Annotated in this window: 24 protein-coding genes and 1 pseudogene; 12 read left to right on the top strand and 13 right to left on the bottom strand. The window is 37.8% G+C overall.

The annotated features are described in order from the left end of the window. Positions 1-12: 12 nt before the first annotated feature. From KTI79_RS07265 to KTI79_RS07275, 3 genes are all read right to left on the bottom strand, one after another. A complete protein-coding gene (locus tag KTI79_RS07265) occupies positions 13-321 on the bottom strand; it encodes an urease subunit beta (protein WP_032054891.1) in 309 nt (102 codons plus the stop codon). Positions 322-332: 11 nt separating this feature from the next. After that, the gene (gene ureA, locus KTI79_RS07270) at positions 333-635 is read right to left on the bottom strand and encodes an urease subunit gamma (RefSeq protein WP_002117495.1); all 303 of its coding nucleotides are present in this window, start codon (positions 633-635) and stop codon (positions 333-335) included. Between the two features lie 101 nt (positions 636-736). Then, on the bottom strand, positions 737-1,612 hold the full coding sequence (locus KTI79_RS07275; RefSeq protein WP_032054892.1) for an urease accessory protein UreD: 876 nt from the start codon (positions 1,610-1,612) through the stop codon (positions 737-739). Between the two features lie 201 nt (positions 1,613-1,813). Between KTI79_RS07275 and KTI79_RS07280 the strand changes: the two genes are divergently transcribed. Beyond that, positions 1,814-2,137, top strand: a complete 324-nt coding sequence (locus KTI79_RS07280; RefSeq protein ID WP_005070594.1) for a hypothetical protein — start codon at positions 1,814-1,816, stop codon at positions 2,135-2,137. 187 nt (positions 2,138-2,324) lie between these two features. Further along, a complete protein-coding gene (locus KTI79_RS07285) occupies positions 2,325-2,795 on the top strand; it encodes a copper resistance protein NlpE (RefSeq protein ID WP_032054893.1) in 471 nt (156 codons plus the stop codon). 57 nt (positions 2,796-2,852) lie between these two features. Here the strand turns inward: KTI79_RS07285 and KTI79_RS07290 are convergent, their stop codons facing one another. Continuing rightward, positions 2,853-4,457 (bottom strand): isocitrate lyase, encoded by a 1,605-nt coding sequence (locus KTI79_RS07290; RefSeq protein ID WP_002117581.1) that lies wholly within the window; start codon positions 4,455-4,457, stop codon positions 2,853-2,855. 587 nt (positions 4,458-5,044) lie between these two features. Here KTI79_RS07290 and KTI79_RS07295 point away from each other — a divergent pair. The 3 genes from KTI79_RS07295 to KTI79_RS07305 all read left to right on the top strand — a co-directional run bounded on the left by KTI79_RS07295 (position 5,045) and on the right by KTI79_RS07305 (position 9,389). Beyond that, positions 5,045-6,034, top strand: coding sequence for a LysR family transcriptional regulator (locus tag KTI79_RS07295; protein WP_004703082.1), 990 nt, complete (start codon positions 5,045-5,047; stop codon positions 6,032-6,034). Positions 6,035-6,157: 123 nt separating this feature from the next. Then, positions 6,158-7,483, top strand: coding sequence for a hemolysin family protein (locus KTI79_RS07300; protein ID WP_032054894.1), 1,326 nt, complete (start codon positions 6,158-6,160; stop codon positions 7,481-7,483). 568 nt (positions 7,484-8,051) lie between these two features. Beyond that, a complete protein-coding gene (locus KTI79_RS07305) occupies positions 8,052-9,389 on the top strand; it encodes a CitMHS family transporter (RefSeq protein WP_032054895.1) in 1,338 nt (445 codons plus the stop codon). A gap of 46 nt (positions 9,390-9,435) precedes the next feature. On the opposite strand, the gene KTI79_RS07310 is transcribed toward KTI79_RS07305, so the two are convergent. After that, positions 9,436-9,948, bottom strand: coding sequence for a hypothetical protein (locus KTI79_RS07310; protein WP_002117749.1), 513 nt, complete (start codon positions 9,946-9,948; stop codon positions 9,436-9,438). A 213-nt stretch (positions 9,949-10,161) separates the two neighbouring features. Between KTI79_RS07310 and KTI79_RS07315 the strand changes: the two genes are divergently transcribed. Then, entirely contained in the window at positions 10,162-10,719 is a 558-nt protein-coding gene (locus tag KTI79_RS07315) for a DUF2239 family protein (RefSeq protein WP_079284311.1), read from the top strand. Between the two features lie 51 nt (positions 10,720-10,770). On the opposite strand, the gene cysN is transcribed toward KTI79_RS07315, so the two are convergent. From cysN to lysS, 5 genes are all read right to left on the bottom strand, one after another. Continuing rightward, positions 10,771-12,384 (bottom strand): sulfate adenylyltransferase subunit CysN, encoded by a 1,614-nt coding sequence (cysN, locus tag KTI79_RS07320; protein ID WP_032054897.1) that lies wholly within the window; start codon positions 12,382-12,384, stop codon positions 10,771-10,773. Positions 12,385-12,414: 30 nt separating this feature from the next. Beyond that, complete coding sequence (cysD, locus tag KTI79_RS07325; RefSeq protein ID WP_086376094.1) at positions 12,415-13,323, bottom strand: sulfate adenylyltransferase subunit CysD; 909 nt, start codon at positions 13,321-13,323, stop codon at positions 12,415-12,417. Beyond that, on the bottom strand, positions 13,316-13,447 hold the full coding sequence (locus tag KTI79_RS07330; protein ID WP_002117520.1) for a hypothetical protein: 132 nt from the start codon (positions 13,445-13,447) through the stop codon (positions 13,316-13,318). The genes cysD and KTI79_RS07330 overlap by 8 nt, the downstream gene beginning before the upstream one ends. 254 nt (positions 13,448-13,701) lie before the next feature. Then, complete coding sequence (locus tag KTI79_RS07335; RefSeq protein WP_086376093.1) at positions 13,702-15,144, bottom strand: capsule assembly Wzi family protein; 1,443 nt, start codon at positions 15,142-15,144, stop codon at positions 13,702-13,704. 185 nt (positions 15,145-15,329) lie between these two features. Further along, complete coding sequence (lysS, locus tag KTI79_RS07340; protein WP_002117806.1) at positions 15,330-16,859, bottom strand: lysine--tRNA ligase; 1,530 nt, start codon at positions 16,857-16,859, stop codon at positions 15,330-15,332. 257 nt (positions 16,860-17,116) lie between these two features. On the opposite strand from lysS, the gene KTI79_RS07345 reads away from it, so the two are divergent. Continuing rightward, complete coding sequence (locus tag KTI79_RS07345; protein ID WP_032054900.1) at positions 17,117-17,605, top strand: YqiA/YcfP family alpha/beta fold hydrolase; 489 nt, start codon at positions 17,117-17,119, stop codon at positions 17,603-17,605. A 15-nt stretch (positions 17,606-17,620) separates the two neighbouring features. On the opposite strand, the gene KTI79_RS07350 is transcribed toward KTI79_RS07345, so the two are convergent. Then, positions 17,621-18,061: an SRPBCC family protein gene (locus tag KTI79_RS07350; protein ID WP_032054901.1), complete on the bottom strand. Its 441-nt coding sequence runs from the start codon at positions 18,059-18,061 to the stop codon at positions 17,621-17,623. Positions 18,062-18,506: 445 nt separating this feature from the next. Here KTI79_RS07350 and rubA point away from each other — a divergent pair, with 445 nt between their 5' ends. From rubA to oxyR, 4 genes are all read left to right on the top strand, one after another. Continuing rightward, positions 18,507-18,671 carry a rubredoxin RubA gene (rubA, locus tag KTI79_RS07355; RefSeq protein WP_000760495.1) on the top strand — a complete coding sequence of 55 codons (165 nt, stop codon included), beginning with the start codon at positions 18,507-18,509 and terminating at the stop codon, positions 18,669-18,671. Between the two features lie 94 nt (positions 18,672-18,765). Further along, on the top strand, positions 18,766-19,947 hold the full coding sequence (rubB, locus tag KTI79_RS07360; protein ID WP_032054902.1) for a rubredoxin reductase RubB: 1,182 nt from the start codon (positions 18,766-18,768) through the stop codon (positions 19,945-19,947). 52 nt (positions 19,948-19,999) lie between these two features. After that, on the top strand, positions 20,000-20,944 hold the full coding sequence (gene estB / locus KTI79_RS07365) for an esterase EstB (protein WP_016141902.1): 945 nt from the start codon (positions 20,000-20,002) through the stop codon (positions 20,942-20,944). A 6-nt stretch (positions 20,945-20,950) separates the two neighbouring features. After that, positions 20,951-21,859 (top strand): LysR family transcriptional regulator OxyR, encoded by a 909-nt coding sequence (gene oxyR, locus KTI79_RS07370; protein ID WP_005070616.1) that lies wholly within the window; start codon positions 20,951-20,953, stop codon positions 21,857-21,859. Between the two features lie 30 nt (positions 21,860-21,889). Here oxyR and KTI79_RS07375 read toward each other — a convergent pair whose 3' ends face one another. After that, on the bottom strand, positions 21,890-22,480 hold the full coding sequence (locus KTI79_RS07375; RefSeq protein ID WP_032054903.1) for an SPOR domain-containing protein: 591 nt from the start codon (positions 22,478-22,480) through the stop codon (positions 21,890-21,892). A 57-nt stretch (positions 22,481-22,537) separates the two neighbouring features. Between KTI79_RS07375 and KTI79_RS07380 the strand changes: the two are divergent. Beyond that, positions 22,538-22,666 (top strand): annotated as a pseudogene (locus tag KTI79_RS07380) (hypothetical protein). Positions 22,667-22,725: 59 nt separating this feature from the next. Here the strand turns inward: KTI79_RS07380 and ppk1 are convergent. Beyond that, positions 22,726-24,804, bottom strand: a complete 2,079-nt coding sequence (ppk1, locus tag KTI79_RS07385) for a polyphosphate kinase 1 (RefSeq protein ID WP_032054904.1) — start codon at positions 24,802-24,804, stop codon at positions 22,726-22,728. Positions 24,805-24,877 lie beyond the last annotated feature (73 nt).

Below are 24,877 nucleotides of genomic sequence, written 5' to 3' on the forward strand. Positions count from 1 at the left end.
TCGTTGTTATGTTTAATCCAACTTGCCCATGACTCGGCCTGCAAAACCATATACTTCTCGCTTACCCGCTAAAGCAACAAGCTCTACTTCCCGACTTTGTCCCGGTTCAAAACGTATCGCTGTGCCCGCCGCGATATTTAATCGAAAGCCTTTAGCTATTTCGCGATCAAACTGTAATGCATCATTTGCTTCATAAAAATGAAAATGAGAACCCACCTGAATAGGCCGATCACCAATGTTGGCAACTACAATTTTTAAAGTTTGTCGCCCAACATTCAGCTCAATGTCTGTATCTGGAGTAATGATTTGACCAGGGATCATAAGCGTTCCTTTTATACGATTGGCTGATGGACAGTGACTAATTTCGAACCATCAGGAAAAGTTGCTTCGACCTGAACCTCAGCAATCATTTCTGGCACACCATCCATCACATCTTCGCGCTTTAATAAAGTTGTTCCGTAATGCATCAAGTCACTCACCGTCATACCGTCCCGCGCTCCTTCAAGCAAAGCAGCAGAAATAAAAGCAATAGCTTCCGGATAATTTAGCTTTAAGCCGCGAGCTTTACGGCGCTCAGCGACTAGCCCTGCGGTAAAAATAAGTAATTTATCTTTTTCTGTTGGATTGAGTTCCATATCTCTTTCCTAAATAGCATCTAACTTTCTTTAAGCAAAATACGTGCTCAAAAGCAGCATACTTGTTTTAATCGCTTTTTAAATACGCAATTTAACGTAACTTAGGTTCTCCAGATTCTTGGGAATTCTTCATCTAAATCAAACCAATAACGTCTTAATCTTGCTCTTATTGCCGCAAATGCATCATGGCAATGTCGAACATCATTTCCCAAAAAACGCGCACAAACTACATCATCTAATAACGTTAAAGTTACAGATGCTTGCATACGCATCATCAATTCACGAATGAGTTCGAGCTGTTGTTCTAAATAAAATGAAGATCGATATTTCTCAGGAGCAACCGCCCAAAAGCTTCCCATTACGGCTTGATTATTCATACCTAAACACGAACTAAGCCAACGGTCTTCACCCTCAAAAAACAATGTATCTGCAACCAATAATTTTTGTTCTCGCCACAACTTAAACTGGTTGTGGTAGCTTCCCCGCACAAAACGTTCAGCACGTGCCTGCCGCCCGAGTACCAACATATCCCAGCCAATAAAACTGGCAGCCTGGTCAAGATGAATATGAGTTTCTGAGTGTGCTAGAGCTCCGTCAAACAGCATCGTTTCTTGCGGAACCCACTCTAAAATAGACCGATCTCTCGCATTAAGATGAATATGCTGAAAGGCTTGCTTTCCATTGGTTTTGTACCACTTCCCCGCACCAGGAGTCGTTACAACCGCATGAGCTTGATCTTTGGTTTCAATTTGAAAAGTAAGATGGTCTCCTCCTGCAATTCCTGCTGGAGGATGTACAATAATGGCGTGACATATGCCTGTTTTTTCAGGCCAGAGCATTTTTTGCACCCTTACAGGGCCTTGATGCTTTCTATGACTCATTATGGTGCGCGAATTTTCAAAACAAAATCCAAGTTCTAATTGCGCATACCAAAATGGTGCTAAAGAGTTTTTTGAAAACGTTTGTACCTGATTCATTCTGGTTCATATGTTCAAAATAAGTGCTTAAAGTTATAAGCAAAATACGCACCAAATATAAAAATAAGCAAAATGATAAAATTAGATACAATTTTTTGATTTTAATGAGTTAAAAAACAATCAATGTCTAACATAAAACCACAGTAACTCACGGAATTATTTATACAATAGCGCCCACCGTTGCTTCCATACTTGCTCTCCATGAAACTTTTTTTCGTGTTAACGCCACTTGTCTTTTTAACCGGGTGTATTTTTGGCCAATCTAGCGAGGTCAAACGTGCAGAGAAAATTCTCCATAATTTTGAATGTAAAAATGTTGAGACAAGTCAGATTGCAACAAGCTCAATTAATTCTTACTACCAACAGTCTTTAGCAGTAAGCAAAGAAAAGGCGACTTCATATGTAGAGAGTTACAAGAATGGTGAAGAATTATTCGACATGCCGCTCGATGAAGTTTTAAAGCAACAATATCAGCTTTATAAATCAGCTTGTGATTCTTTGGGTGGAGTTTCTTCTCAACCTTAATATATAGAGGTATTCGCTAATTTTTTAATGGATACCTTTTTTTAATTTTTACATCCTCCCTTTTGGTTAAAATTTACTCACTTTACCTTTTGTTAAAATTAAATTACATACTTAAACTTTTATTAGGCTCTTATATTTCATAGCCTGTTTACTTGTTTTTTATTTATTTTCCGAGGTTTAGATCATCATGAAAAAAACATTATTATCAGTAGCACTCTTAAGTATCCTTCTTGCCGCTTGTAGCAAAAATGAAAATAAAGCCGACACAACAACTCAAGCATCCGCTCCAGCACAAACTACTGAAGCGAATAATAATGCTGTAGATAGCGCGCACACAGCGGAAAACTCACTCGATTGGGACGGCACATATAAAGGCACTCTCCCATGTGCAGACTGTGAAGGTATTAAAACCGAATTAGAACTTAAAGATGATAAAACCTATGAGCTGACTGAAACTTATATTGGTAAAGGCGATACGAACCCATTTGAAACCCATGGTACCTTTACTTTTGACAAAGATAATACTTCAGTTATTACCTTAGATGATAAAGGTCAAAACCGTAAATTCTTTATTGGTGAAAACACTGCAACTGCTTTAGATATGGAAGGTAAAAAAGTTGAAGGCTCTTTAGCTGAACACTATGTTTTGAAAAAATAATTTTTAATAATTAAAAAAAACCCGCTCATTTGAGCGGGTTTTTTGATGAATCAATTCTTAGTGAGCTGCGAATTGGTTCATTGTGTTTTTAGCATCATCATGTGCTTTAAGAGCGTTGTCACCAGAGAAGATTTCTTTGTGATCATCACCGATGTCTGAACCCGCCATTGCTTGGTGTTTAACACAAGCGATGCCACCGCGGATTTCTTTACGTTGTACGCCAGCAACATAAGCCAACATACCCTCAGAACCGAAGTAACCTTGTGCAAGCTCATGAGTAGAAAGAGCAGCAGTGTGGTAAGTCGGAAGTGTGATCAAGTGATGGAACACACCTGCTTCGCGAGAAGCATCTGCTTGGAAAGTACGGATCTTGTCATCAGCATCAGCAGCTAATTCAGTGTTGTCATATTCAGCACTCATTAATTTAGCGCGGTCATATGCAGAAACGTCTTTACCTTCAGCAACCCAACGGTCGTAAGCTTGTTGACGGAAGTTTAAAGTCCAGTTGAATGATGGGCTGTTGTTATAAACAAGCTTAGCATTTGGAACAACTTCTTTAACACGGTTAACCATGTGTGCGATTTCTTCTACGTTTGGAGTCGCAGTTTCGATCCAAAGAAGGTCAGCACCATTTTGTAAGCTAGACACACAGTCAAGTACAACACGGTCAATTTGAGTGTCAGCACGGAACTGATATAAGCCAGAAGGTAAACGCTTAGGACGGTGTAATTTACCATCACGCTTGATTAAGATTTCATCTTCTTGAGCATCAGCAATGTCAATTTCTTGAGTATCTAAGTAGCTGATGTATTGAGAAGCAATGTCACCTGGCTCTTTAACCACTGGGATTTTTTGAGTCAAGTCAGCGCCTTCAGAGTCAGTACGCGCAACAATGATACCTTCTTCAAGACCCATTTCTAAGAATGCATAACGTAATGCATGGATCTTAGCGATGAAGTCTTCGTGTGGAACAGTTACTTTACCAGCTTGGTGACCACATTGTTTAGCATCAGATACTTGGTTTTCGATTTGAAGCGCACAAGCACCAGCTTCGATCATTTTCTTAGCAAGTAAGTAAGTTGCTTCTTCGTTACCGAAACCAGCATCGATGTCCGCAATAATTGGCACAACGTGAGTTTCAAAGTTGTCGATTTGAGCTGTGATTTCAGCTGCTTTAGCAGTATCACCAGCTTCTTGTGCTTTTTTAAGCGCACGGAATAAATCATTTAATTCTTTTGCATCAGCTTGACGTAAGAAAGTATAGATTTCTTCGATCAATGCAGGAACAGAAGTTTTTTCGTGCATAGATTGGTCAGGAAGTGGACCAAATTCAGAACGAAGAGCAGCAACCATCCAACCAGAAAGGTAGATATAACGTTTGCTTGTAGTACCGAAATATTTTTTGTTCGCAATCATTTTTTGTTGTGCGATGAAACCATGCCAGCAACCTAATGATTGAGTGTATTTGCTTGAGTCAGCATCGTATTCAGCCATATCACGACGCATAATCGCAGCTGTATACTTAGCAATATCTAAACCAGTTTTGAAACGGTTTTGAAGTTGCATACGAGCAGCATCTTCTGGGCTAATGTCTGCCCAAGTGTTGCCGAATTTTGCTTTTAATTGACGTACTGCATCAATCGCTGTTTGATATGTAGTCATGATATTGTCCTGTATTCATTTTAGGATTTCATCGATCGAAGCCTAGAGTCACGTTACTTAAATTTCTTATGACACCAGCTGCTTCATCATGAGCACAGCTTAGACTTAGCCAATCAATTAATCCAATATCCTTTGTTAATCTTCAGTATTTATTTAAAAAATATACCAATAAATCGATATTATAGATAAAACTAAAAACCTTAACACTCTGTTTATAAAAATAAAATTATGCTAAAGGAGTATAGAGTTTTATTCTAAAAACTTAGTAAGTCTTATTTTTATACAATTTTTGGAGATTTTCCACTCATTTTTAAATCTAAAAGTCAATTGTAAATTAGGCTATTTTTGCCAATGCAAAAAGTCAATTGATATGCTAGAAATTGAAGATATCTTCATAAATAAAGTGAATTTATATTTACTCGCCTTGAAATAAGGCAAATACAATAAACATATAGCCTTAAAGCCCTTCTCTCTCCTACTTAATTCCTACAAAAAATGTCGCTTTTCTCATCATTTTTTCACACAATAGTTATTAAATATGGCATAATTTGAAACAATTTCAGGGTTTTATTTTCGGTATTTTTTTTATGAATCTGGAGCGAGTAGATCTTAATCTATTAATATATCTTGATGTACTTCTTCGTGAAAAAAATGTTACACGCGCAGCCGAACAGCTTGGGGTAACTCAGCCTGCAATGAGTAATATTTTACGTCGTTTACGTAATTTATTTAATGATCCGCTTCTTATCCGTTCTTCTGAAGGGATGACTCCAACAGAACGTGCACTTGAATTACAACCTCGTATTCGTGATGCCCTTTCTGATCTTTCCATGATTTTGGAACCCCGTACCGAATTCCGCCCTTATACAAGTAATCGCGTTTTCCGCATTATGACATCTGACTATGCCGAGGCAACTTTAGTCCCGCGCCTTGTCAAAGCTCTACGCTCTGAAGCTCCAAATGTTGTACTCGACTTTCTTACACCAAGTGATGTGTCTTATAGAGACATGGAACAAGGTAAAGTTGATCTTGCGATTAATAGATTTAATGAAATACCGCAAAGTTTCCACCAAGTTTTAGTTTGGCGTGATAGTTTCAGCTGTATCCTTAATGACAAACATCCTGCTGTAACTCATTTGAACCTAAAAAGTTATTTAGATGCACAACATATCTGGGTTTCTAAAACAGGTATGGGCGTAGGTTTTGGTGTAAATCCAGATAAACAAGGCGGTTTAGGCTGGATTGATCAGGCATTAGAACGTATTGGTCAACGTCGTAAAATTTCTGTATTTACCCGTCACTACCAAATGCCAGCATTACTTGCTCAAAATGTTGACTTGATTGCCACCCTTCCAACTCGAATGGCGCGCCTACAAACTCAAAATCCTAAACTGGTTATAAAGGATCCTCCTTTTTATATTCCAGAATTTGAACTCAAAATGGCTTGGTGTCCGTTATTGCATCATCATCCTGCTCATCGCTGGTTACGCCAACTTATTTTATTTGTTGCTCGTCAAATGATTGAAGAAGAAAATCGTGAATTTCTAACCAACAATTCACAATTTTCTCATTATTAAATAAATTTTAATTTAATTGTCGATTTTAGACATTATCTTCAAGCGCTGAGCAATCAATCTGATTACCTCAGCGCTTTTTTGTGTTAAAACATAGTCATAATAATGATGAACCTCGGGTGATTTGTGAGTCTCTTTCAAAATATCATTATCATCGCACTGCTCATCATCGCAGCAGGCTTTTTATCTTTAACTGAAATTGCATTGGCTGGTGCCAGAAAAGTAAAGTTAAAAATTTTAGCCGAAGCTGGCGAAGAACGTGCCCAACAAGTACTTGATCTACAAGAACAATCTGCTGATTTTTTTGCAGCTTCTCAAATTGGCTTAAATGCTGTGGCTATTTTAGGCGGTATTTTGGGTGAAGCTGCTTTTCGTCCCTTTTTTGTCACACTCGTCGACCGTTTTTATGAAGGTCCTTGGACACAGACTATTGGTTTTGCCCTCTCCTTCACCTTAGTAACTTCTCTATTTATTTTATTCGCCGATCTCATGCCAAAGCGTCTGGCCATGATCGCACCTGAAAAAATTGCGATTAGCGTTATTAACCCAATTCAGGTTTTTATTAAAGTGTGTAAGCCCTTAGCTTGGGGAATAAATGCAATTGCCAACTTGCTATTTCGCTTATTTAAAGTGAATACAACACGAGAAGATAATATTACTTTTGATGATATTTCAGCAGTTATGGATGCAGGTGCACAAGCTGGCGTACTTCAAAAACAAGAACATCACTTTATCGAGAACGTTTTTGAACTAGAAGAACGTACCGTACCATCAAGCATGACCACACGCGAAAACGTCGTTTATTTCACCTTAAATGAACATGAAGACAGTATTCGTCAAAAATTAGCAGAATATCCTTATTCGAAATTTTTAGTATGTAATGAAAATATTGATCAGGTCATTGGTTATGTTGATGCTAAAGATTTCTTGGTGCGCATTTTAAACAATCAATCTCCAACACAATTGAATGAAACAACCATTCGTACTGTCCTGATGATTCCTGACACCCTAACTCTCTCGGAATTACTTGATCGTTTCCGCTCTACAAAAGAGAAATTTGCGGTGGTCATAAATGAATATGCACTTGTTGTAGGGGTAATCACCTTGAGTGACATTATGATTACAGTTATGGGAGACTGGGTTACTCCTATCGAAGAAGAGCAACAAATCATTAAACGTGATAATAACTCTTGGTTGATTGATGGCAGTACACCGATTGATGACCTAAGACATGCACTTGAAATTGATGAAATGCCTGATGAAGAAAATTACGAGACGCTCGCAGGCTTCATGATGTATCGTCTACGAAAAATTCCACGTCCAGCAGATTTTGTAGAATTTGGTGGATATAAATTTGAAGTCGTCGATGTCGACCACTTTAAAATTGACCAACTTCTTGTTACTCGAATTTTAGAACAAACCGAAGTACACTCATCAATTGATGAAAATTAAATTATATTAATTTAAATACCCCACAATTTTAGATGGGGTATTTTTTTAATCTAAATAAATTTTTTAAATATATGTAATAATTATTTTAGATCTATTTATTCAATTTGCTCTTTTAACTTAAAAGTATTATTATTTTATTTATCCCTCTTATTAAAGTTTAAATACTGAAAAATAATAGAATAATCCACATATCTCAATAACTACAAAATACTTAAGTCCCCTTTACATTGTAAATAAGCTTGTATATTTTGACTTAAAGTATATTTTTAAATGGTTCTTTTTCTCATTTCAATCATCAAAATATATATAATTAAAAAAAATGCCATATAATTTTTATATTTATATTACCTTTATATCATTTTATAATAGCCTTTATTTATTATAATACCACTATAATGTTAATATATATGTTCAGTATTTCGCCTATATATACCCTTTTAAATGAATATATATTAACCAAATAAACTAAATATATTATTTGTCTTTTTAATAAAAATTAATAAGAATAACCAAGGTCAGAGTTTTGAATAAACTTGTTCAGTAAAACTATAGGCAAAGGATTGATTGTATGCTGACATTACTTGGTGTTGGCATGATTTTGTGCTTCATGTACTTAATCATGTCCAAACGTTTAAGCCCTATTATTGCTTTAATTCTCATCCCATTTATTTTTTCTCTCATTGCCTGGGGCCTAGGTCATTATTTTGAAAGTTTGAGTCATATTGAACTCAAAGGTCTCAGTGAGATGATGCTAGATGGCATCAAAAAATTAGCGCCAACTGGCGTAATGCTTTTATTCGCAATTTTATATTTTGCCTTAATGATCGATGCAGGTCTCTTCGATCCACCAGTCAAATGGATTTTGAAAAAAGTTAAAGGTGATCCTTTAAAAATTACACTAGGAACCGTGTTTCTAACCACAATGGTTTCTTTAGATGGTGATGGTTCAACTACCTATATGATTTGTGTGGCAGCAATGCTTCCACTTTATCAACGTTTAGGTATGAACACCCTGATCATGACAGCTCTTATGCTACTCTGTAGTGGTGTGATGAACTTAACGCCATGGGGTGGCCCGACTGCTCGTGCTGCGAGTGCCCTTCAAGTTGATCCGAGCCATATTTTCGTACCAATGATCCTTCCTATGGTCATTAGTATTGGCTGGTTATTCTTCTTGGCATACCTATATGGTCGCTATGAACAAAAACGTTTAGGCGTGATCGAGCTTGAAACTCATCATGGTGACAATATTACAGTATCTAAAGATCCTGAAGCGACGCGCCCACATTTACGTAAAGTGAATATGGTGTTGACCATTATTCTCATGATTGCATTAATCAAAGGCATTTTGCCGATGTCAGTGTTATTCATGCTAGCGTTCTGTATTGCAATGCTCATTAACTACCCTAATGTTGATATGCAGAAAAAACGTATTGCAATGCATGCAGATAGTGTTTTAGCTGTCGTAGGCTTAATTTTCGCTGCGGGGATTTTCACGGGTATTTTATCTGGTACAGGTATGGTTGAGGCGATGTCTAAAGAGTTCGTCGCAATGATTCCTCCAAGCATGGGTCCATACTTGGCTCCGATTACCGCGCTAGTCAGCATGCCTTTGACCTTCTTTATGTCAAATGATGCATTCTTCTACGGTGTATTACCAATTCTTGCTGAGGCTGCTTCACATTATGGTATTAGTCCAGAAGCGATTGCTCGTGCATCAATTGTAGGCCAACCAGTACACTTACTATCACCTCTTGTTCCATCAACCTATTTATTATGTGGCCTTGCAAAAGTTGATTTTGCAGACCATCAAAAATTCACTCTCAAGTGGGCATTTATAACATGTATGGTTTTGATGGGGACAGCATTAGTGATTGGCGTTTTCCCACTTTTTAGTACGATGTAATTCTGCTCTACTATAAAAATAAAAGCCCCTATCGGGGCTTTTATTTTTATTTATTTATATACTCAATCATGGCATCTAAGAACGCATGAAAGTGCAAGCTAATATCTTCTTCTAAAATTTTATAGGCATTATCAAATTGCACCATTGGCCAACCTTCTTTCCAAAATGGGAAGATGTCATGTAAGTCATGAGTAACTATTGCATCTTCTCGAACAATGGCTTGTGAAATCTGTGCCAAAACTTGCGCTGTTTCTGCACCATCAATAGCTAAATAATCAATACCACGCGCTTTTAAAATACGAATTCGATCTTTTTTATAGCGAATTTTTTTAGCTTGAGCTGCATTTAAACCTAATGCAAGAGTAACGGCCTCTACAAACTTCTCTTCAAAATTTGTATTCAGTGCCACTAAAGCCTGTTTATGTGCTTCCTGACGTCCTGCTTTCCCCCCGTTACGGATGATCTCATTTGCTTCCGTATCTAGCTTATCTTTTTTCATCGACTGTAAAATGTCTAAAATTTCGATATCGCTTAAAGATTCAGGAGATTGCTCAAACATAGGAGTCTCTATACATACAACTAAAGGCGTATTCTCTCATAAAAGCGATACTAAAGCAGAGTAAAATTTTAAATAGCTCATTATCTTGACTATTTTTATAGTCCTAACTTCATCGACTACACTCATAAAATCAAATAATTCTTTGGTTATAATTTTAATTATTTGCCAAATTAATTTCACCCTGGTAATATTATTTTACCCAGATAAAAATATATGGCTAAAATGAATACTAAAATCACCTATACTGCCTTCACTGGAAGCACGCTTATCGCGAGTGACTCCCTTATTGAACTTGCAAAAAAACTCAAAGATCTTCCGAAAACAACGGAAAATATTCTGATTTTTAATGATCAAACAGGTCAACAAATTGATCTTGATCTTTCTGGCTCGGAACAAGAATTGCAACAACGTTATGCTGAACCGGAAGAAATTAAAAAAGTTGGACGACCTAAACTTGGAGTAATTTCGCGTGAAATCACTTTACAGAAAAAACATTGGGATTGGTTAGATCAACAAAGTGCAAGTGCATCAGCAGTGATACGCAAGTTAATTGATAAAGAGTTAAATAACCCAAATTCTGAAGGTAATATTATGCTCGCCAAACAAGCCATCGACCGTTTTATGTCTGCCATGTTAGGCAATATGCCAAATTATGAGGAAGCAACACGCGCCTTATATCAAGGCGATCGAGATATATTTTTAAAGATGATTCAGAGCTATCCTAAAGATTTAAGAGAATATTTAACTTTAAAAGCTCAAAATGTTTTCTAAACTCAATAAAAAAACCCGCTTACGCGGGTTTTTCAAAATCACTTCAGTCTATTAAAGACGAACTAATTCCACAACTTTTTCAGCTGCCTCTTCAACAGTTTCAGCAGTAACTTCTGTATCTGTACCATCCACAGCCGTAGTAATAACTACAACACCTGTCTCACGCAATAAAGTAATTTGCTCAACAGTTAAGTTGGCTTTTGCAATCGCAACTACACCTTGTTGGATCAATAAACTTTCTAAAACTTGAGCTTTCTCGATTAACTGTGCAGAAACACCAATAACAGCAGGTTTTTGACCTAAACGAGCAGCACGATCTTCAGCTGTTACAGGATTGCTATGTGCAGTCCATTCAACAGCAGCCTCAACCATACCAGCACCAACGGTTACGTTGCTTAAGCGGTCAATAAAGATGAATGAACCTGTATAACGAGAATCTTGATATTGATCAAATACAACTGGCGCGTCGAACTCAACGACAACATCTGCAATTGCATTTAACTCAAGCTCTTCCACATGAGTATGTTCAAGTGTATTCACATTTACACGATAGTGAATGTTAGTTACTTTGGCAGGAACAGTCTGAGTACCAATCTTAACGTTGTACAATTTACCTTTCACCAGCGGATGTTCATTCATCCATACCACTGAAGCACGAACACTACGTGAAATTAATGGTTGCTCGCCAGCACGTACCAAAACGTTACCACGGCTAATATCAATTTCATCATTCAGAGTCAATGTAACCGCTTGACCCGCTACAGCCTGCTCAAGGTTTCCATCAAAAGTAACAATTTCTTTAACTGTTGAACGCTTACCTGATGGAAGTGCAACAATCTCATCACCAACGTTGATTTCACCTAAAGCAATCGTACCCGCAAAACCACGGAAATCAAGGTTTGGACGATTTACATACTGAACCGGGAAACGGAATTCGTGTTTATTCGATTCACGACTAATTTCCACCGATTCAAGAATACTCATTAAAGTTTGACCTTTGTACCAAGGCGTATGAGCTGATGGATTTACAACGTTATCGCCATTTAAAGCAGAGATTGGTACAAACTGAATATTAGCTGGACGACGATCACCCAATTGGCTTACGAAAGCATCATATTCAATCTGAATTTCAGTAAAACGTTCAGGCGAATACTCAACTAAGTCCATTTTATTAATGGCAACAACAATATTCTTAATACCAAGCAAACTTGCAATAAACGTATGACGACGAGTTTGAGTTTGTACACCATAACGCGCATCAATCAAGATGATTGCCAAGTCGGCAGTTGACGCACCTGTTGCCATGTTACGGGTATATTGTTCATGCCCGGGGGTATCCGCAATAATAAACTTACGTTTTTCTGTTGAGAAATAACGATAAGCTACGTCAATGGTAATACCTTGTTCACGTTCCGCTTGCAGTCCATCTACCAGCAATGCCAAATCTGGTGCATCACCCGTAGTTCCTACTTTTTTACTGTCACGTGTCACTGCTTGCAACTGATCTTCATAAATCAATTTTGAATCATAAAGTAAACGCCCAATAAGCGTACTTTTACCATCATCTACGTTACCGCAAGTCAAAAAGCGTAGAAGATCTTTTTGTTCATGTTGCTTTAAATAGGCCAAGATATCTTGACTGATTAATTCTGATTGATGAGACATTGCTCAAACTCCACAAATTTAGAAATTGTCTTAGAAATAGCCTTCTTGCTTTTTCTTTTCCATTGAGCCCGCTTCATCATGGTCAATCATACGACCCTGACGCTCAGAACTCGTGGCTAAAAGCATCTCTTGGATAATTTCAGGTAACGTATCTGCTTCAGACTCAACTGCACCAGTTAACGGGTAACAGCCAAGCGTACGGAAACGTACAGACTTCATCTGTGGAACTTCACCTTCTTTTAAACGCATACGTTCATCATCAACCATGATTAATGTACCGCTACGCTCTACTACTGGACGAACAGCAGAGAAATAAAGAGGAACGATTTGAATATTTTCTAAATAGATATATTGCCAGATATCTAACTCAGTCCAGTTAGATAAAGGGAATACACGAATACTTTCACCTTTGTTCACTTTACCATTGTAAAGATTCCAAAGTTCAGGGCGTTGGTTTTTCGGGTCCCAACGGTGTTTGCTATCGCGGAATGAATACACACGCTCTTTTGCACGTGATTTTTCTTCATCACGACGTGCACCACCAAAAGCAGCATCAAATTGATATTTATCCAAAGCCTGTTTTAAAGCTTGGGTTTTCATAATATCGGTATATTTTGAACTACCCTGATCAAATGGGTTGATCCCAGCTTCACGGCCTTCTTTGTTCTGATGAACAATTAAGTCAAAACCATGAGTTTTTGCCATGTTATCGCGAAACGCGATCATGTCTTTAAATTTCCAACCCGTATCTACATGTAATAATGGGAATGGAAGTTTAGCTGGATAAAATGCTTTTAACGCAAGATGAAGCATAACAGCAGAGTCTTTACCAATCGAGTAAAGCATGACTGGATTTTCAAATTCCGCAGCAACCTCACGAATAATGTGAATACTTTCAGCCTCAAGTTGCTTGAGATGTGTGAGTCTTGATTCAGTCATGAACACGTCCTTCTCTATCCATTTTGCCCATAAAATCTAGAAGTAGTATTAAACCACCACCTAGAAGACCATGTGGAGGAACGAGTGCCATAACAACTCCAATTTTTCGTGATAGATAATCCAACCACAAGCCTTTATATGGCTTATAGCATTAGTTATGCATTATAGTGATTTAAAACCGATTCCTTTTGCTTGTTTTTTCATATTGATATTCGATTTAATCATATACATGTAATATGCTGATTCACTTATACAACTTTGTAATCCTAGCTTGTGTAGTCGACTTAAGCAAATCATGTTCTAGTCTTTAGATTTCTTTAAAAACCATAAAAAAAGAGAAGCTTTGATAGCTTCTCTTTTCTAAAACATGATCTAATCTTAGAAACCAAACATTTTACGTTCTAATGGAATTTCAATACCAATAGACGCACCTGCATCATTTCCCTCAAGATCCGAATCACTTACCCATCCATTAATTTTTAATGGAAGATCAGGTTTGATGAAATGTGTCCAAGTTAAATCAAGTGCTTTAATTTCATCATCTTTAGGAAATGCTTTATTGATTGCCAAATTAGATTGGTTAACTTTAACTACCATAGCACGACCACTTAAACGGTTCATGACATCAAAGCGGATATCACCACCCACTGAATACATTTGTCCGTCACCACCCATCGCGTGTCCTAACGGGAAACCATGTTGATAATAACCATCTTTATAAATGTAATGATTATAAGAAATGCCTTTTACATCACCATTGGTTCGTGTATCAGCCCATTCCGCATAAAGTTGATATGGCATGTCATTATAGCTTGATGAATAATCCACACCAGCTAAATACATTTTCTTAGAAGGAAGTAGTCCAGCTTCATCCTCGCCTACATATTGACCATAAATACCAACAGGTGCATTTATAAGAGATTGTAGATTTAAACGAGCATCAAAACCTGCGATTTGGTTAGATCTATCTTCAGCTGCGTCATAAACATTATCATTACCCTTGATCGCATTCCATAGAGAATCCCAACTTTCAGAGCGACCTTCACCACCCCATTGTAAAGTTCGAGAAGCACCTAGCTCTAAATATGGTAATGGCTGTGCAGTTATGCGTAGACCTAATAATTTAGCATCTGGAATTGCTTTATAATCATCTAATTGACCAGCAAATGCTTGATATTGCCAAGGCCCAATCCAAGACAACCATTTTGTTTCAAAAGCATTTTGTACAGCACGTTGTGCAGTCACACCATACACTGGTCGACTCGCATCACCACGAATTAAGCTACCATCGTGTCCTGGTCCCCACCATGTTGGAATTTGTCCTGCAACTACCCATTGATTCCAAAGTTTACCAGCGACATATGAGCCTTCAACATTGACATCTTGCCCATTATCAATTTGTGGATCTTTTTCTGCATTTACTCGGATTTTAGCATCCCAGTTTTCACCGCCAACATTGAACTCTAATGAACCTTGATATTGAGCTTTTTGATTATCACCGAATGCTTGAGGAATATTTTTGATATCAGTTTCAGCAAAAGCACCCACTTTAACTGTATTGTTATCTGCTTTTAATGCATTAAGTACTGAATTAATAACTTTTTTTTGAGCTGGATGCGTCACTTTTGCTTGAGAAAGTGCTCTTTGAATTTCATCCCCACTTAACGGCCAAGTTGAGGTGCTAATACTGATAACACCTTGTTGATTTAACCAGTTTAAGTCGGTACGTAAGTCTTCATTATTTAGCACTAAACCTTGTGCAAAAATAGCGGATGAAGCAGTTGCCAATATTGCAATCGAAAGTGTTTTTCTTAGAAACATGCCAGCCAATTCTCAAAGTTATTTATGAGCAACACCTTAAATTTTTTATCACAACTTTGCAATTGTTAAACTGTGCAATTACATTTTTTAACGCTATCTTAAGGTTAGTATAATTAGGTAAATTTCTGGATATAAAAAGTAATAAAAAAGGCAGTATAAATACTGCCTTTTTGCATCTTAGAAGATTAACCTTCTTTACGACGCATATGCGGGAATAAAATTACATCACGGATACTTGGGGCGTCAGCAAATAACATAACCAAACGGTCGATACCGATACCTTCACCTGCTGTTGGAGGTAAACCATATTCAAGCGCTTCTACAAACTCTGCATCATAATGCATTGCTTCATCATCACCTGCGTCTTTTTCCGCTACCTGAGCTTGGAAACGCTCAGCTTGATCGATTGGGTCATTTAACTCACTGAAGCCATTTGCTAATTCACGACCACCGATGAAGAATTCAAAACGATCTGTAACATGTGGATTGTCATCATTACGACGCGCCAATGGAGAAGTTTCCGCTGGATAATCGGTAATAAATGTTGGCTGACGAAGTTTAGTCTCAACAGTTTCTTCGAATACAATCGTTTGAAGCTTACCTAAACCAAAACCAGGCTTAACCTCTTCTTTCAACTCTTCACGAATAAATTTTGCAAGAAACTCGCGATCACCTACATTTTCCGGTGTGAACTGTGGGTTATTCTCTAAAATCGCATCGAACATAGAGATTTTCTTGAATGGTCCTTTGAAGCTAAACACTTCACCTTGGTAAGGAACATCAGTTGTACCTAGAATATCCAAAGCCAACTTTTCAAGCATATTTTCAGTCAATGCCATTAAGTCTTTATAATCAGCATATGCCTGATAAAACTCGATCATTGTGAATTCAGGGTTGTGACGTGTTGACACCCCTTCATTACGGAAGTTACGGTTAATTTCAAAAACACGCTCAAAACCACCAACCACTAAACGCTTCAAATAAAGTTCAGGTGCAATACGTAAGAATAAAGGCATATCCAAAGCATTGTGATGTGTTTCGAATGGACGAGCAGAAGCACCACCCGGAATCACATGCATCATTGGCGTTTCAACTTCCATGAAACGTTCGTTGTTTAAAAATGCTCGGATACCTGCAACAACTTTGGCACGGATTTCAAAAGTTTTACGTGTTTCTTCATTCACAATTAAGTCAAGGTAACGTTTACGGTACTTAACTTCTGTGTCATTTAAGCCATGAAATTTATCTGGTAACGGACGAAGAGATTTTGTAAGCAATTCAAAACCTTCAAGGTGAACATATAAGTCCCCTTTGCCTGAACGTCCGATATAACCTTCGGCAGCAATGATGTCACCAAGATCTAAACCTTTAATGGTCTCAAGAATATCTTTTGGTAAACCTTTACGGTCAACATATAACTGAATACGACCTGTCATATCTTGGATTACCATGAAAGAACCACGGTTTAACATGACACGGCCAGCCACTTTTACATAGACATGCTCAGCGCTTTCAATTTGTTCTTTCGACTGATCTTTAAATTGTTCTTGTAGATCAGCTGCGTAATGTTCACGCTTAAAAGTATTTGGCCAAGGACTCTTTCCAGTTTCCTTTGCAACATCTTGGATTTGCTTTAATTTGGCATGACGCTGTGCAATTAAATCGTTTTCGGAAATAGTTGGTTCAGAAGTCGATTGAGCGTTTTGTTGCGTCATCTCTGCCTCGATTAAGTAAAAATGAAGTGGCATAGCTTAACAGATTGCAGGAGTTTTTCGAATGATTTCAATCAAACAAAAATGAAAAAAGACAATTTATGGAAACGAGCAGTACTTTTTAAAGGCAAAATAGACTTAGACCAATCGCTAAGATCATTTTTTAAAGCATTTAGTAAAATATAAAAAAATCCAAATAACCTCGATATTCAAAGGCCTTATTTGCCTTTTATTTTATCAATGAGATTGTGTCGTAAATAATGAAAATTCTATTTTTACATGGCTTGGATTCTTCTCGTGAATCGACAAAGTTCCACGCCATTTTGCATCCACATAAGTTTTGTATTGATGTTGATTATCGTAACTTAAGTTATGCATCTGTTGAGTACTTTTATCATCAGGCTATTCAAACCATCAAACCGGATTTACTGGTTGGCCACAGCCTTGGAGGTTATTGGGCCTTAAAAACCGCCGCTCAACATAAATTAGCTGTGATTGTGGCCAACCCAAGTCTTACGCCGAGTTTTCGACCTGACTACCCTCAACTATCAGAAGAGGAGCTCACCCTTTCTAATCCTAAAATGGCCTATTTAGAATTAGGAGATGAGCAACTTGATATGTATCAGGTACAACAAAAACTTGCACCCTACATGAATATTGAAACATTTGAAGGTGGACATCATCGCTTGGCCTATCCTTCTCGTATCAATGATTTGATTATGAAAATTTATAAAAAATATTTGGCTTAAATTAATGCAGATTGCCTATTTTTCTTCTGCTAACTTCTTGATTACATCAAATCCTTGAACGAAGCCACTTTTCAACATACCCATATATTCAGGTAAGGTGGCTAATTCGACTTTTAAAGTAGTTACATTATCGTGCTGACTCAAAAAATATTTTTCTAATGAACCACTCCAGCCTTTAACTTCTTCACTTTCTAAATCTTCCTTACCATCCTTAATCATTCCTAAATGTTTAAAAATCAAGATTTCTGGCTTTTTCAATTCTTCAATAGTGGAAACCATGCCATTGCCTTCGCCATCTAAGAAATAAGTTTTACCACCAATTTGCCAATCGGTACGCATTGAGGAATCTGGGGCAAAAAATTTTGTCCAAGCATTATATGTCTCGCTATTCCAAAGTAATTCCCATACTTTCTCTATAGGGGCTTCAATCTCTACTTCATATTCTAAATTTTCCATATTTTACTTCCCTGATTTATGCCGTTTTATGATGTCGACTTTTAATTTTCGTGTTTAATGATGACATCTGTTGATTCTTTATTTGTTGTTATTTAGCTTTCTTATTATATAAATGTTTTAAATGAATAAACACTTTTTATTTCTCAATAATTTCATGAACAACATTAAGTTTAAAATTAACGTTAAGAATATATTAGTTATTATTAGTTTATGCTCAAGTTTTGCCTAAAAAACCACTTATTTGTCCTAACCTGCCATTCATCTTTGCTTACGAATGATTAAACTCCGTTATTTGCTTTACATTAAATGTAGAACTGCGTAAAAATTTGATATCCGATCAAAGGCACATTGGTTATTATTGACCGGATCGTGGTTACATTATTAATAGATGGAATAGTTTTACTGAAAGGCAGCTTTGAGCAAACTTATCAGTGCGGAGAGTCTCATGAAAAAATATCAATGTATCGTTTGTGGATGGATTTACGATGAAGCAGAAGGTTGGCCACAAGACGGCATTGCAGCTGGAACAAAATGGGAAGATATCCCTGATGACTGGACTTGCCCTGATTGCGGCGTTTCAAAAGCTGACTTCGAAATGATCGAAATCTAATGATTTAAAGCAAAAGGCCATGATTGACATGGTCTTTTTTACGAATATTCCCAATCACCGTATTAAATAAACAATTCTAACTCTGGAGAGAAAAATGCATCCTATCGTCATTATCGGATCAGGCATGGCGGGTTATACCTTAGCACGTGAGTTTCGTAAGCTTAGCCCAGAGCAAGAACTTGTGATGATTTGTGCGGATGATGCAGTGAATTATGCAAAGCCAACATTATCAAATGCATTTGCAGGCAAAAAAGCACCTGAACAGATTGCTTTAGGTGATGCTGCTAAAATGGGTACCCAACTCAATATGCGTATTGAGCCTTTCACTTTTGTAAAAGAAATTTTAGCTGAACGTCATGAGCTTATTCTTGAGAAAGATGGGGTAACTTCGAATCAACCCTATTCAAAACTGATTTTAGCGGTTGGTGCTAACCCAATTCGTCTTGCAATTGCAGGCGATGGTAGTGATGACATTCATGTCGTGAACTCGCTAATTGATTACCGTGCTTTCCGTGAAAATCTAGCTCAACGCAAAGACAAACGTGTTGTTATTTTGGGTGCCGGTTTAATTGGTTGTGAATTCGCCAATGACTTACTTCACAGTGAATATGACATTACTGTTATTGATTTAGCGCCTCAACCATTAGGTCGCTTATTGCCAAGCCATATTGCTTCTGCATTCCAGCAAAACCTCGAAGAAGCTGGTGTTAAATTTGCGTTAGGTACAACCGTTGAAAAAGTCAGCAAAATTAATAATGGCGAAGATTATGCAGTTACGCTCGCGAACGGCCAAACTTTAGTTGCTGACATCGTTCTTTCAGCCATTGGATTACAGCCAAATATTTCACTTGCTAAAAGCGCAGATATTCAAACAAGCCGTGGCATTATTACCAATAGTTTACTTGAAACAAATCAAGCCGACATTTATGCGATTGGCGATTGTGCAGAAGTAAATGGCACCCTACTTCCATATGTAATGCCGATTATGCAACAGGCTCGTGCTCTTGCTAAAACCCTCAGTGGACAACAAACTGCCGTGCATTACCCAGCTATGCCAGTAGCAGTAAAAACACCGGCTGCTCCACTTACAGTGCTACCAGCTCCAGTTGATGTAGAAGTGAACTGGGAAACAGAAGAGTTCGACGATGGTATGCTTGCTAAAGCAATTGACAATGAAGGAACATTGCGTGGTTTCGTATTGTTAGGTGCAACAGCAGGTAAACAACGCTTAACTTTAACAAAGCTTGTTCCAGATCTTATTCCAGCCCAAGCATAAGGTTTGAATCAGGAATATTCTTTTGTGAGTATTCCTTTAAGGAATGAATAACATGAATAGCGCCTTACAGTTTAACGTTTCGCCGTATACATCTTTCATGCAAGAGACCAAAGTCAACTTAGGCAATGGTATTGAGCTGCATGTAGAAGTTGGTGGAAAACCGGAACATCCAACCATTTTGCTCATTATGGGGCTTGGGGCTCAAATGCTTTTCTGGCCGGATTTCTTCTGTAAATCACTCATTGATCAAGGTTTTCGTGTTATTCGTTTTGATAACCGTGATATTGGCCTTTCTTCAAAAGTACGTCATGAAGGTAAACGGTTAAATACGGTTAAATTAATGGGTCGCTTTGCGCTCGGACTAAGTAATCAAGGCGCACCCTATACACTGCATGATATGGCAGATGACGTATCAATGCTCATTGACCGTTTAGGTGTGACTAAAACACATGTCATTGGTGCATCAATGGGCGGTATGATTGCTCAAATTCTTGCAGCAAAATATCCTGAAAAGGTTGAGAAACTGGGGCTCATGTTTACCAGTAATAATCAGCCTTTTTTACCCCCTCCTTTTCCGAAACAACTTTTGAGTTTAATTGGCAAGCCCGAGTCACGTGACGAAGATGGTATTGTTAATCACAGTTTAAAATTATTTCAATTGATTGGCTCACCTGGTTACGTCAACCAGATTGAAGCAATGCAAACTGCACGCAAACTTTATCAACGTAGCTATTATCCTGCTGGTGTACTTCAACAGTTTTTAGCAATATTATGTACAGGCTCCTTACTTCAACTGGACCGTGAAATTAAGCAACCTGCGTTAGTCTTACATGGCTCTCGTGATCGCTTACTTCCACCTAGTCATGGTAAGGCTGTAGCAAAAGCAATTTCCGGTGCTAAGTTTGAATTAATTGATGGAATGGGGCATGATATCCCTGCACATTTTATTCCACAGCTTAGCGGTTTATTTGCGCATCATTTTAAATCATCATACTAGGACACTATGGCTGCATTACCCTCACTAAGACAGCTATCATATTTAGTTACGTTGTCGGAAACTTTGCATTTTACTGAAGCAGCACGCCGCTCTTTTGTCACGCAATCGACGTTATCAGGCGGCATCATGGAGCTTGAACGATTGTTAGGTGGCGTTCTGGTAGAGCGTGACCGTCAGAATGTGCGTTTAACACCATTGGGTGAACAAGTTGTTGCTCGTGCCCGTGTATTACTAGCAGATGCTCAAGATTTAATGCGATTGAGCCGTGAAATGAGTGAACCGTTAACAGGTGATTTGCATTTGGGCGTTATCCCAACCATTGCACCTTTTATCCTGACACGGTTACTTGATGAAGTACATCAACAGTTACCTAAAATTCAGTTGCATCTGCATGAAGCTCAAAGTGAAAAAATTGTAGAGCGTCTAGAGCACGGTAATCTAGACATGATTGTTCTTGCTCTACCGTTTGATACTAGAGGCCTAAAAGTCGCTGAAATCTCGAAAGAAAATTTGTACCTTGTATGTAGTAAGCAAGATACAAATGCTTTGCAAGCAAACTCTCTAGATGATCTTGATTTATCAAGATTAATTTTGCTTGAAGAAGGCCACTGTTTACGTGACCACGTTTTAAGTGCATGCCCTATCGGTGAACGTAAAAACGATAACCGTTTAAAAGCAAGCTCTTTACCAACTTTGGTTGAAATGGTTTCTTCTGATTTAGGCTTCACGCTTTTACCAGAAATTGCAATTGATAACAGTATGATCAAGTTTAATGATCAAATTACTGCAAAACCAATTGAAGATGCCCCGAGTCGCACTTTAGCGCTAGTCACTCGTAAAAGCACACCTCTACAAAGTGAATTCGACGTGTTACTGCAAATTATGCAGAAAATCACGACAAACCTACATGAATAAAAAAAAGGAGTCTTCGGACTCCTTTTTGTTTTACTGAGCTGTAAGCGATGCCCACTTAAACACCCAAGCAGACGGCATATTCAAACTATTATCGGCAATAATTTTTTCTCTAATAATTTGTGCGATAGCATAGTCATTGGCTGGGTCTATCATGATGCGTATTCCTTTAGTGGTTGAACTAGTCACGACCTTATAGCCTTTTGCTTCAAGCTGAGATTGAACCCGATTTGCTTTATTTTGATTAGCTGCTAATGCAACCTGAACCATCCACTTTTTTTCACCATTTTCTAAAATTTCTTTAGCGATCGCAGCATCAAGTTGTTTTTTATTTTCAGAATTTTTCTTTTCTTCTACTTTTTTTGTGTGAACTTCCTCATTTTTCTTTTGCGCTAAAAACTCATCTTGCTTTTGTTTTCTTTTTTGGATGATTATTGTTTTATTCCTTACCTCACTCTTTTTAGTTTTATCATTGGAAACAGGCGCAAAATAAGGATATATGGCTTGGTCATTAAAACTTTGAAAGACGATGATATCTCCATAACACTTCTGATCTGCGTAAGCGGTCACTGGCATTATCCCCAAAAGTATTTTAAAAAGTAAACTTCTAATAAAGCATTGCATCTTATTCATTTACCAAAGTTAAGTATATTTAATGCGGCGTATTAAAGTAGATTTCACATGATTTGTATATTTTTAAAATTCAATGTTTTATGCTAAAAATCACATATTTTAAAAACATCTTGCCGTGCTTCAAATTATTATCGCTTACCCAACAACCATTTAGAAAAACTAACGAAATTACTTTGAATTTCAAAGAATTAAAAAGCCGACAAAATGTCGGCTTTTTAATGAGAGTTAAAAGTTCATTATTTAATAATTTCTAATAGTGCCCTTTGAGCATTATGTAGTTTTTCACCCTCTGCTGGCTCAGCACGTACCCAAGTACCATCTGACTGTAACAACCAAGCTTGCTGGTTATCTTGCAAATAGTTCACAAGTCCTTGTTGATAAATACGCTTTTTCAATGCAGGATCTTCAACAGGGAAACATGCTTCAACACGGTTAAATAAATTACGATCCATCCAGTCTGCGCTTGAGCAGTAAATACGTGCATCACCATTATTGCTGAAGTAATAAACACGAGTATGCTCAAGGAAACGTCCTACAATTGAGCGTACACGAATATTTTCCGACAGGTTCGGTAAACCTGGACGTAAACAGCAAATAGAACGAATAATCAGGTCAATCTGAACACCTGCTTGAGATGCTTCATATAATTTATTGATCAATTGAACTTCCGTTAAGGCATTCACTTTCACAATAATTTGAGCTTTACGCCCAGCCTTAGCATTAGCAATTTCTTCATCAATGAAGTTGATGAGCTGAGCATGTAAGGTAAATGGCGCATGTAATAGCTTTTTCAATTTCGCCATTTTGCCCATACCTGTGAGTTCTTGGAATATGCGGTGCACGTCTTCACACAGGTCCTTATCAGTCGTCATGAGACCATAGTCTGTATAAATTCGAGCATTCATCGCATGGTAGTTACCCGTTCCTAAATGAACATAACGCACCAGTTTGTTGTTTTCACGGCGTACGACCATAATCATTTTGGCGTGAGTTTTATAACCTACGATACCGTAAACAACGACAGCCCCCGCTTCTTGTAAAACGTTAGCGACTTCAATATTGGACTCTTCATCAAAACGTGCACGTAATTCAATCACTGCAGTCACTTCTTTTCCATTACGCGCAGCTTCTGCCAAAATCTGTACAATTTCAGAGTCAGCACCACTACGGTAAAGCGTCTGCTTAATTGCCAATACTTGTGGATCGCGAGCAGCTTCACGAAGTAGCTGAATCACGGGTGCGAAAGATTCAAAAGGATGATGAAGCAAAATGTCTTGCTTCTGCATTGCAGAGAAAATGTTCTCGGTCTTTTTAAACACTTTAGGCACAACCGGCGTATGCGAGTCATAACGCAAATGAGGGCGTTTAAAATTTGAAACCAGACGAGCTAAGTTTACAGGTCCATCAACTTTGTATAACTGCTCATCGGTCAAATCAAATTCTTCCAATAAATACTCATAAATATGCTGTGGACAGTTATGAGTTACTTCTAAGCGAACCGCACGACCAAAACGTCGAGAACTTAATTCACCTTTTAAAGCTTTTGCTAAATCTTCAACATCTTCATTTAATGCTAAGTCAGCATTACGTGTAACACGGAATTGGTAACATCCAGTTGCAGTCATTCCAGGGAATAAATCTGACACATGCTCATGAATAATGGCTGATAGCATAACGTGATGTTCTTTACCACCTGTTAACTCATCTGGCAGTCGAACCACGCGAGGTAATGAACGCGGTGCTGGTACCACGGCTAAATCAATTTGACGACCGAAAGCATCTTTACCTTCTAAGGTCACAATAAAGTTCAAACTTTTATTGACGAGACGTGGGAATGGATGCGCTGGATCTAAGCTAATTGGCGTTAATACAGGTGCAACTTGCTCTTGAAAATATTTCTTAATCCATGCCGACTGTGCTGGCGTTAACTCACCACGACGGAGGAAGCAAATATCTTCTTCACGTAACTTAGGTAAGATTTCTTCATTTAAAATACGATATTGACGTTCAATCGCAGCATGAGCAGTTTCAGAGATTTTTTGTAGAACTTGTCGTGGCGTCAATCCATCAGGGCTACGACTTTCATTGCCTAGAGAAAATTGTTCCATTACCCCCGCAACACGAATTTCAAAGAATTCATCGAGATTACGTGAAAAAATGAGCAAGAAATTCATTCGCTCAAGTAATGGATGTAAAGGGTCTACCGCTTGCTCCAATACACGCAAATGGAAGTCAAGAATAGACAATTCACGATTTATATAACGGTCATTATAACTATATTCTGTTGGGGTCGTTGGTGTAATCGCTGTATTCATGTCTAACTCAATTCTCTATCCAGCCAAAATCTCTATAAAACAGTATGCTGCAAAAATATGACAATTTGGTAAA

This window comes from Acinetobacter sp. WU_MDCI_Abxd143, assembly GCF_025514195.1.
Lineage (GTDB): Bacteria > Pseudomonadota > Gammaproteobacteria > Pseudomonadales > Moraxellaceae > Acinetobacter > Acinetobacter pittii_H.

Bases quoted from the DNA above. Each gene is read 5' to 3' on its own strand.
- KTI79_RS07280 (WP_005070594.1), top strand. From the start codon at position 1,814: ATGAAACTTTTTTTCGTGTTAACGCCACTTGTCTTTTTAACCGGGTGT.
- cysD (WP_086376094.1), bottom strand. From the start codon at position 13,323: ATGACTGAATCAAGACTCACACATCTCAAGCAACTTGAGGCTGAAAGT.
- rubB (WP_032054902.1), top strand. From the start codon at position 18,766: ATGCATCCTATCGTCATTATCGGATCAGGCATGGCGGGTTATACCTTA.
- cysN (WP_032054897.1), bottom strand. From the start codon at position 12,384: ATGTCTCATCAATCAGAATTAATCAGTCAAGATATCTTGGCCTATTTA.
- KTI79_RS07315 (WP_079284311.1), top strand. From the start codon at position 10,162: ATGGCTAAAATGAATACTAAAATCACCTATACTGCCTTCACTGGAAGC.
- KTI79_RS07290 (WP_002117581.1), bottom strand. From the start codon at position 4,457: ATGACTACATATCAAACAGCGATTGATGCAGTACGTCAATTAAAAGCA.
- KTI79_RS07285 (WP_032054893.1), top strand. From the start codon at position 2,325: ATGAAAAAAACATTATTATCAGTAGCACTCTTAAGTATCCTTCTTGCC.
- lysS (WP_002117806.1), bottom strand. From the start codon at position 16,859: ATGACGCAACAAAACGCTCAATCGACTTCTGAACCAACTATTTCCGAA.
- oxyR (WP_005070616.1), top strand. From the start codon at position 20,951: ATGGCTGCATTACCCTCACTAAGACAGCTATCATATTTAGTTACGTTG.
- KTI79_RS07305 (WP_032054895.1), top strand. From the start codon at position 8,052: ATGCTGACATTACTTGGTGTTGGCATGATTTTGTGCTTCATGTACTTA.
- KTI79_RS07345 (WP_032054900.1), top strand. From the start codon at position 17,117: ATGAAAATTCTATTTTTACATGGCTTGGATTCTTCTCGTGAATCGACA.
- KTI79_RS07375 (WP_032054903.1), bottom strand. From the start codon at position 22,480: ATGCAATGCTTTATTAGAAGTTTACTTTTTAAAATACTTTTGGGGATA.
- estB (WP_016141902.1), top strand. From the start codon at position 20,000: ATGAATAGCGCCTTACAGTTTAACGTTTCGCCGTATACATCTTTCATG.
- KTI79_RS07295 (WP_004703082.1), top strand. From the start codon at position 5,045: ATGAATCTGGAGCGAGTAGATCTTAATCTATTAATATATCTTGATGTA.
- KTI79_RS07265 (WP_032054891.1), bottom strand. From the start codon at position 321: ATGATCCCTGGTCAAATCATTACTCCAGATACAGACATTGAGCTGAAT.
- KTI79_RS07335 (WP_086376093.1), bottom strand. From the start codon at position 15,144: ATGTTTCTAAGAAAAACACTTTCGATTGCAATATTGGCAACTGCTTCA.
- KTI79_RS07310 (WP_002117749.1), bottom strand. From the start codon at position 9,948: ATGTTTGAGCAATCTCCTGAATCTTTAAGCGATATCGAAATTTTAGAC.
- ureA (WP_002117495.1), bottom strand. From the start codon at position 635: ATGGAACTCAATCCAACAGAAAAAGATAAATTACTTATTTTTACCGCA.
- ppk1 (WP_032054904.1), bottom strand. From the start codon at position 24,804: ATGAATACAGCGATTACACCAACGACCCCAACAGAATATAGTTATAAT.
- KTI79_RS07350 (WP_032054901.1), bottom strand. From the start codon at position 18,061: ATGGAAAATTTAGAATATGAAGTAGAGATTGAAGCCCCTATAGAGAAA.
- rubA (WP_000760495.1), top strand. From the start codon at position 18,507: ATGAAAAAATATCAATGTATCGTTTGTGGATGGATTTACGATGAAGCA.
- KTI79_RS07275 (WP_032054892.1), bottom strand. From the start codon at position 1,612: ATGAATCAGGTACAAACGTTTTCAAAAAACTCTTTAGCACCATTTTGG.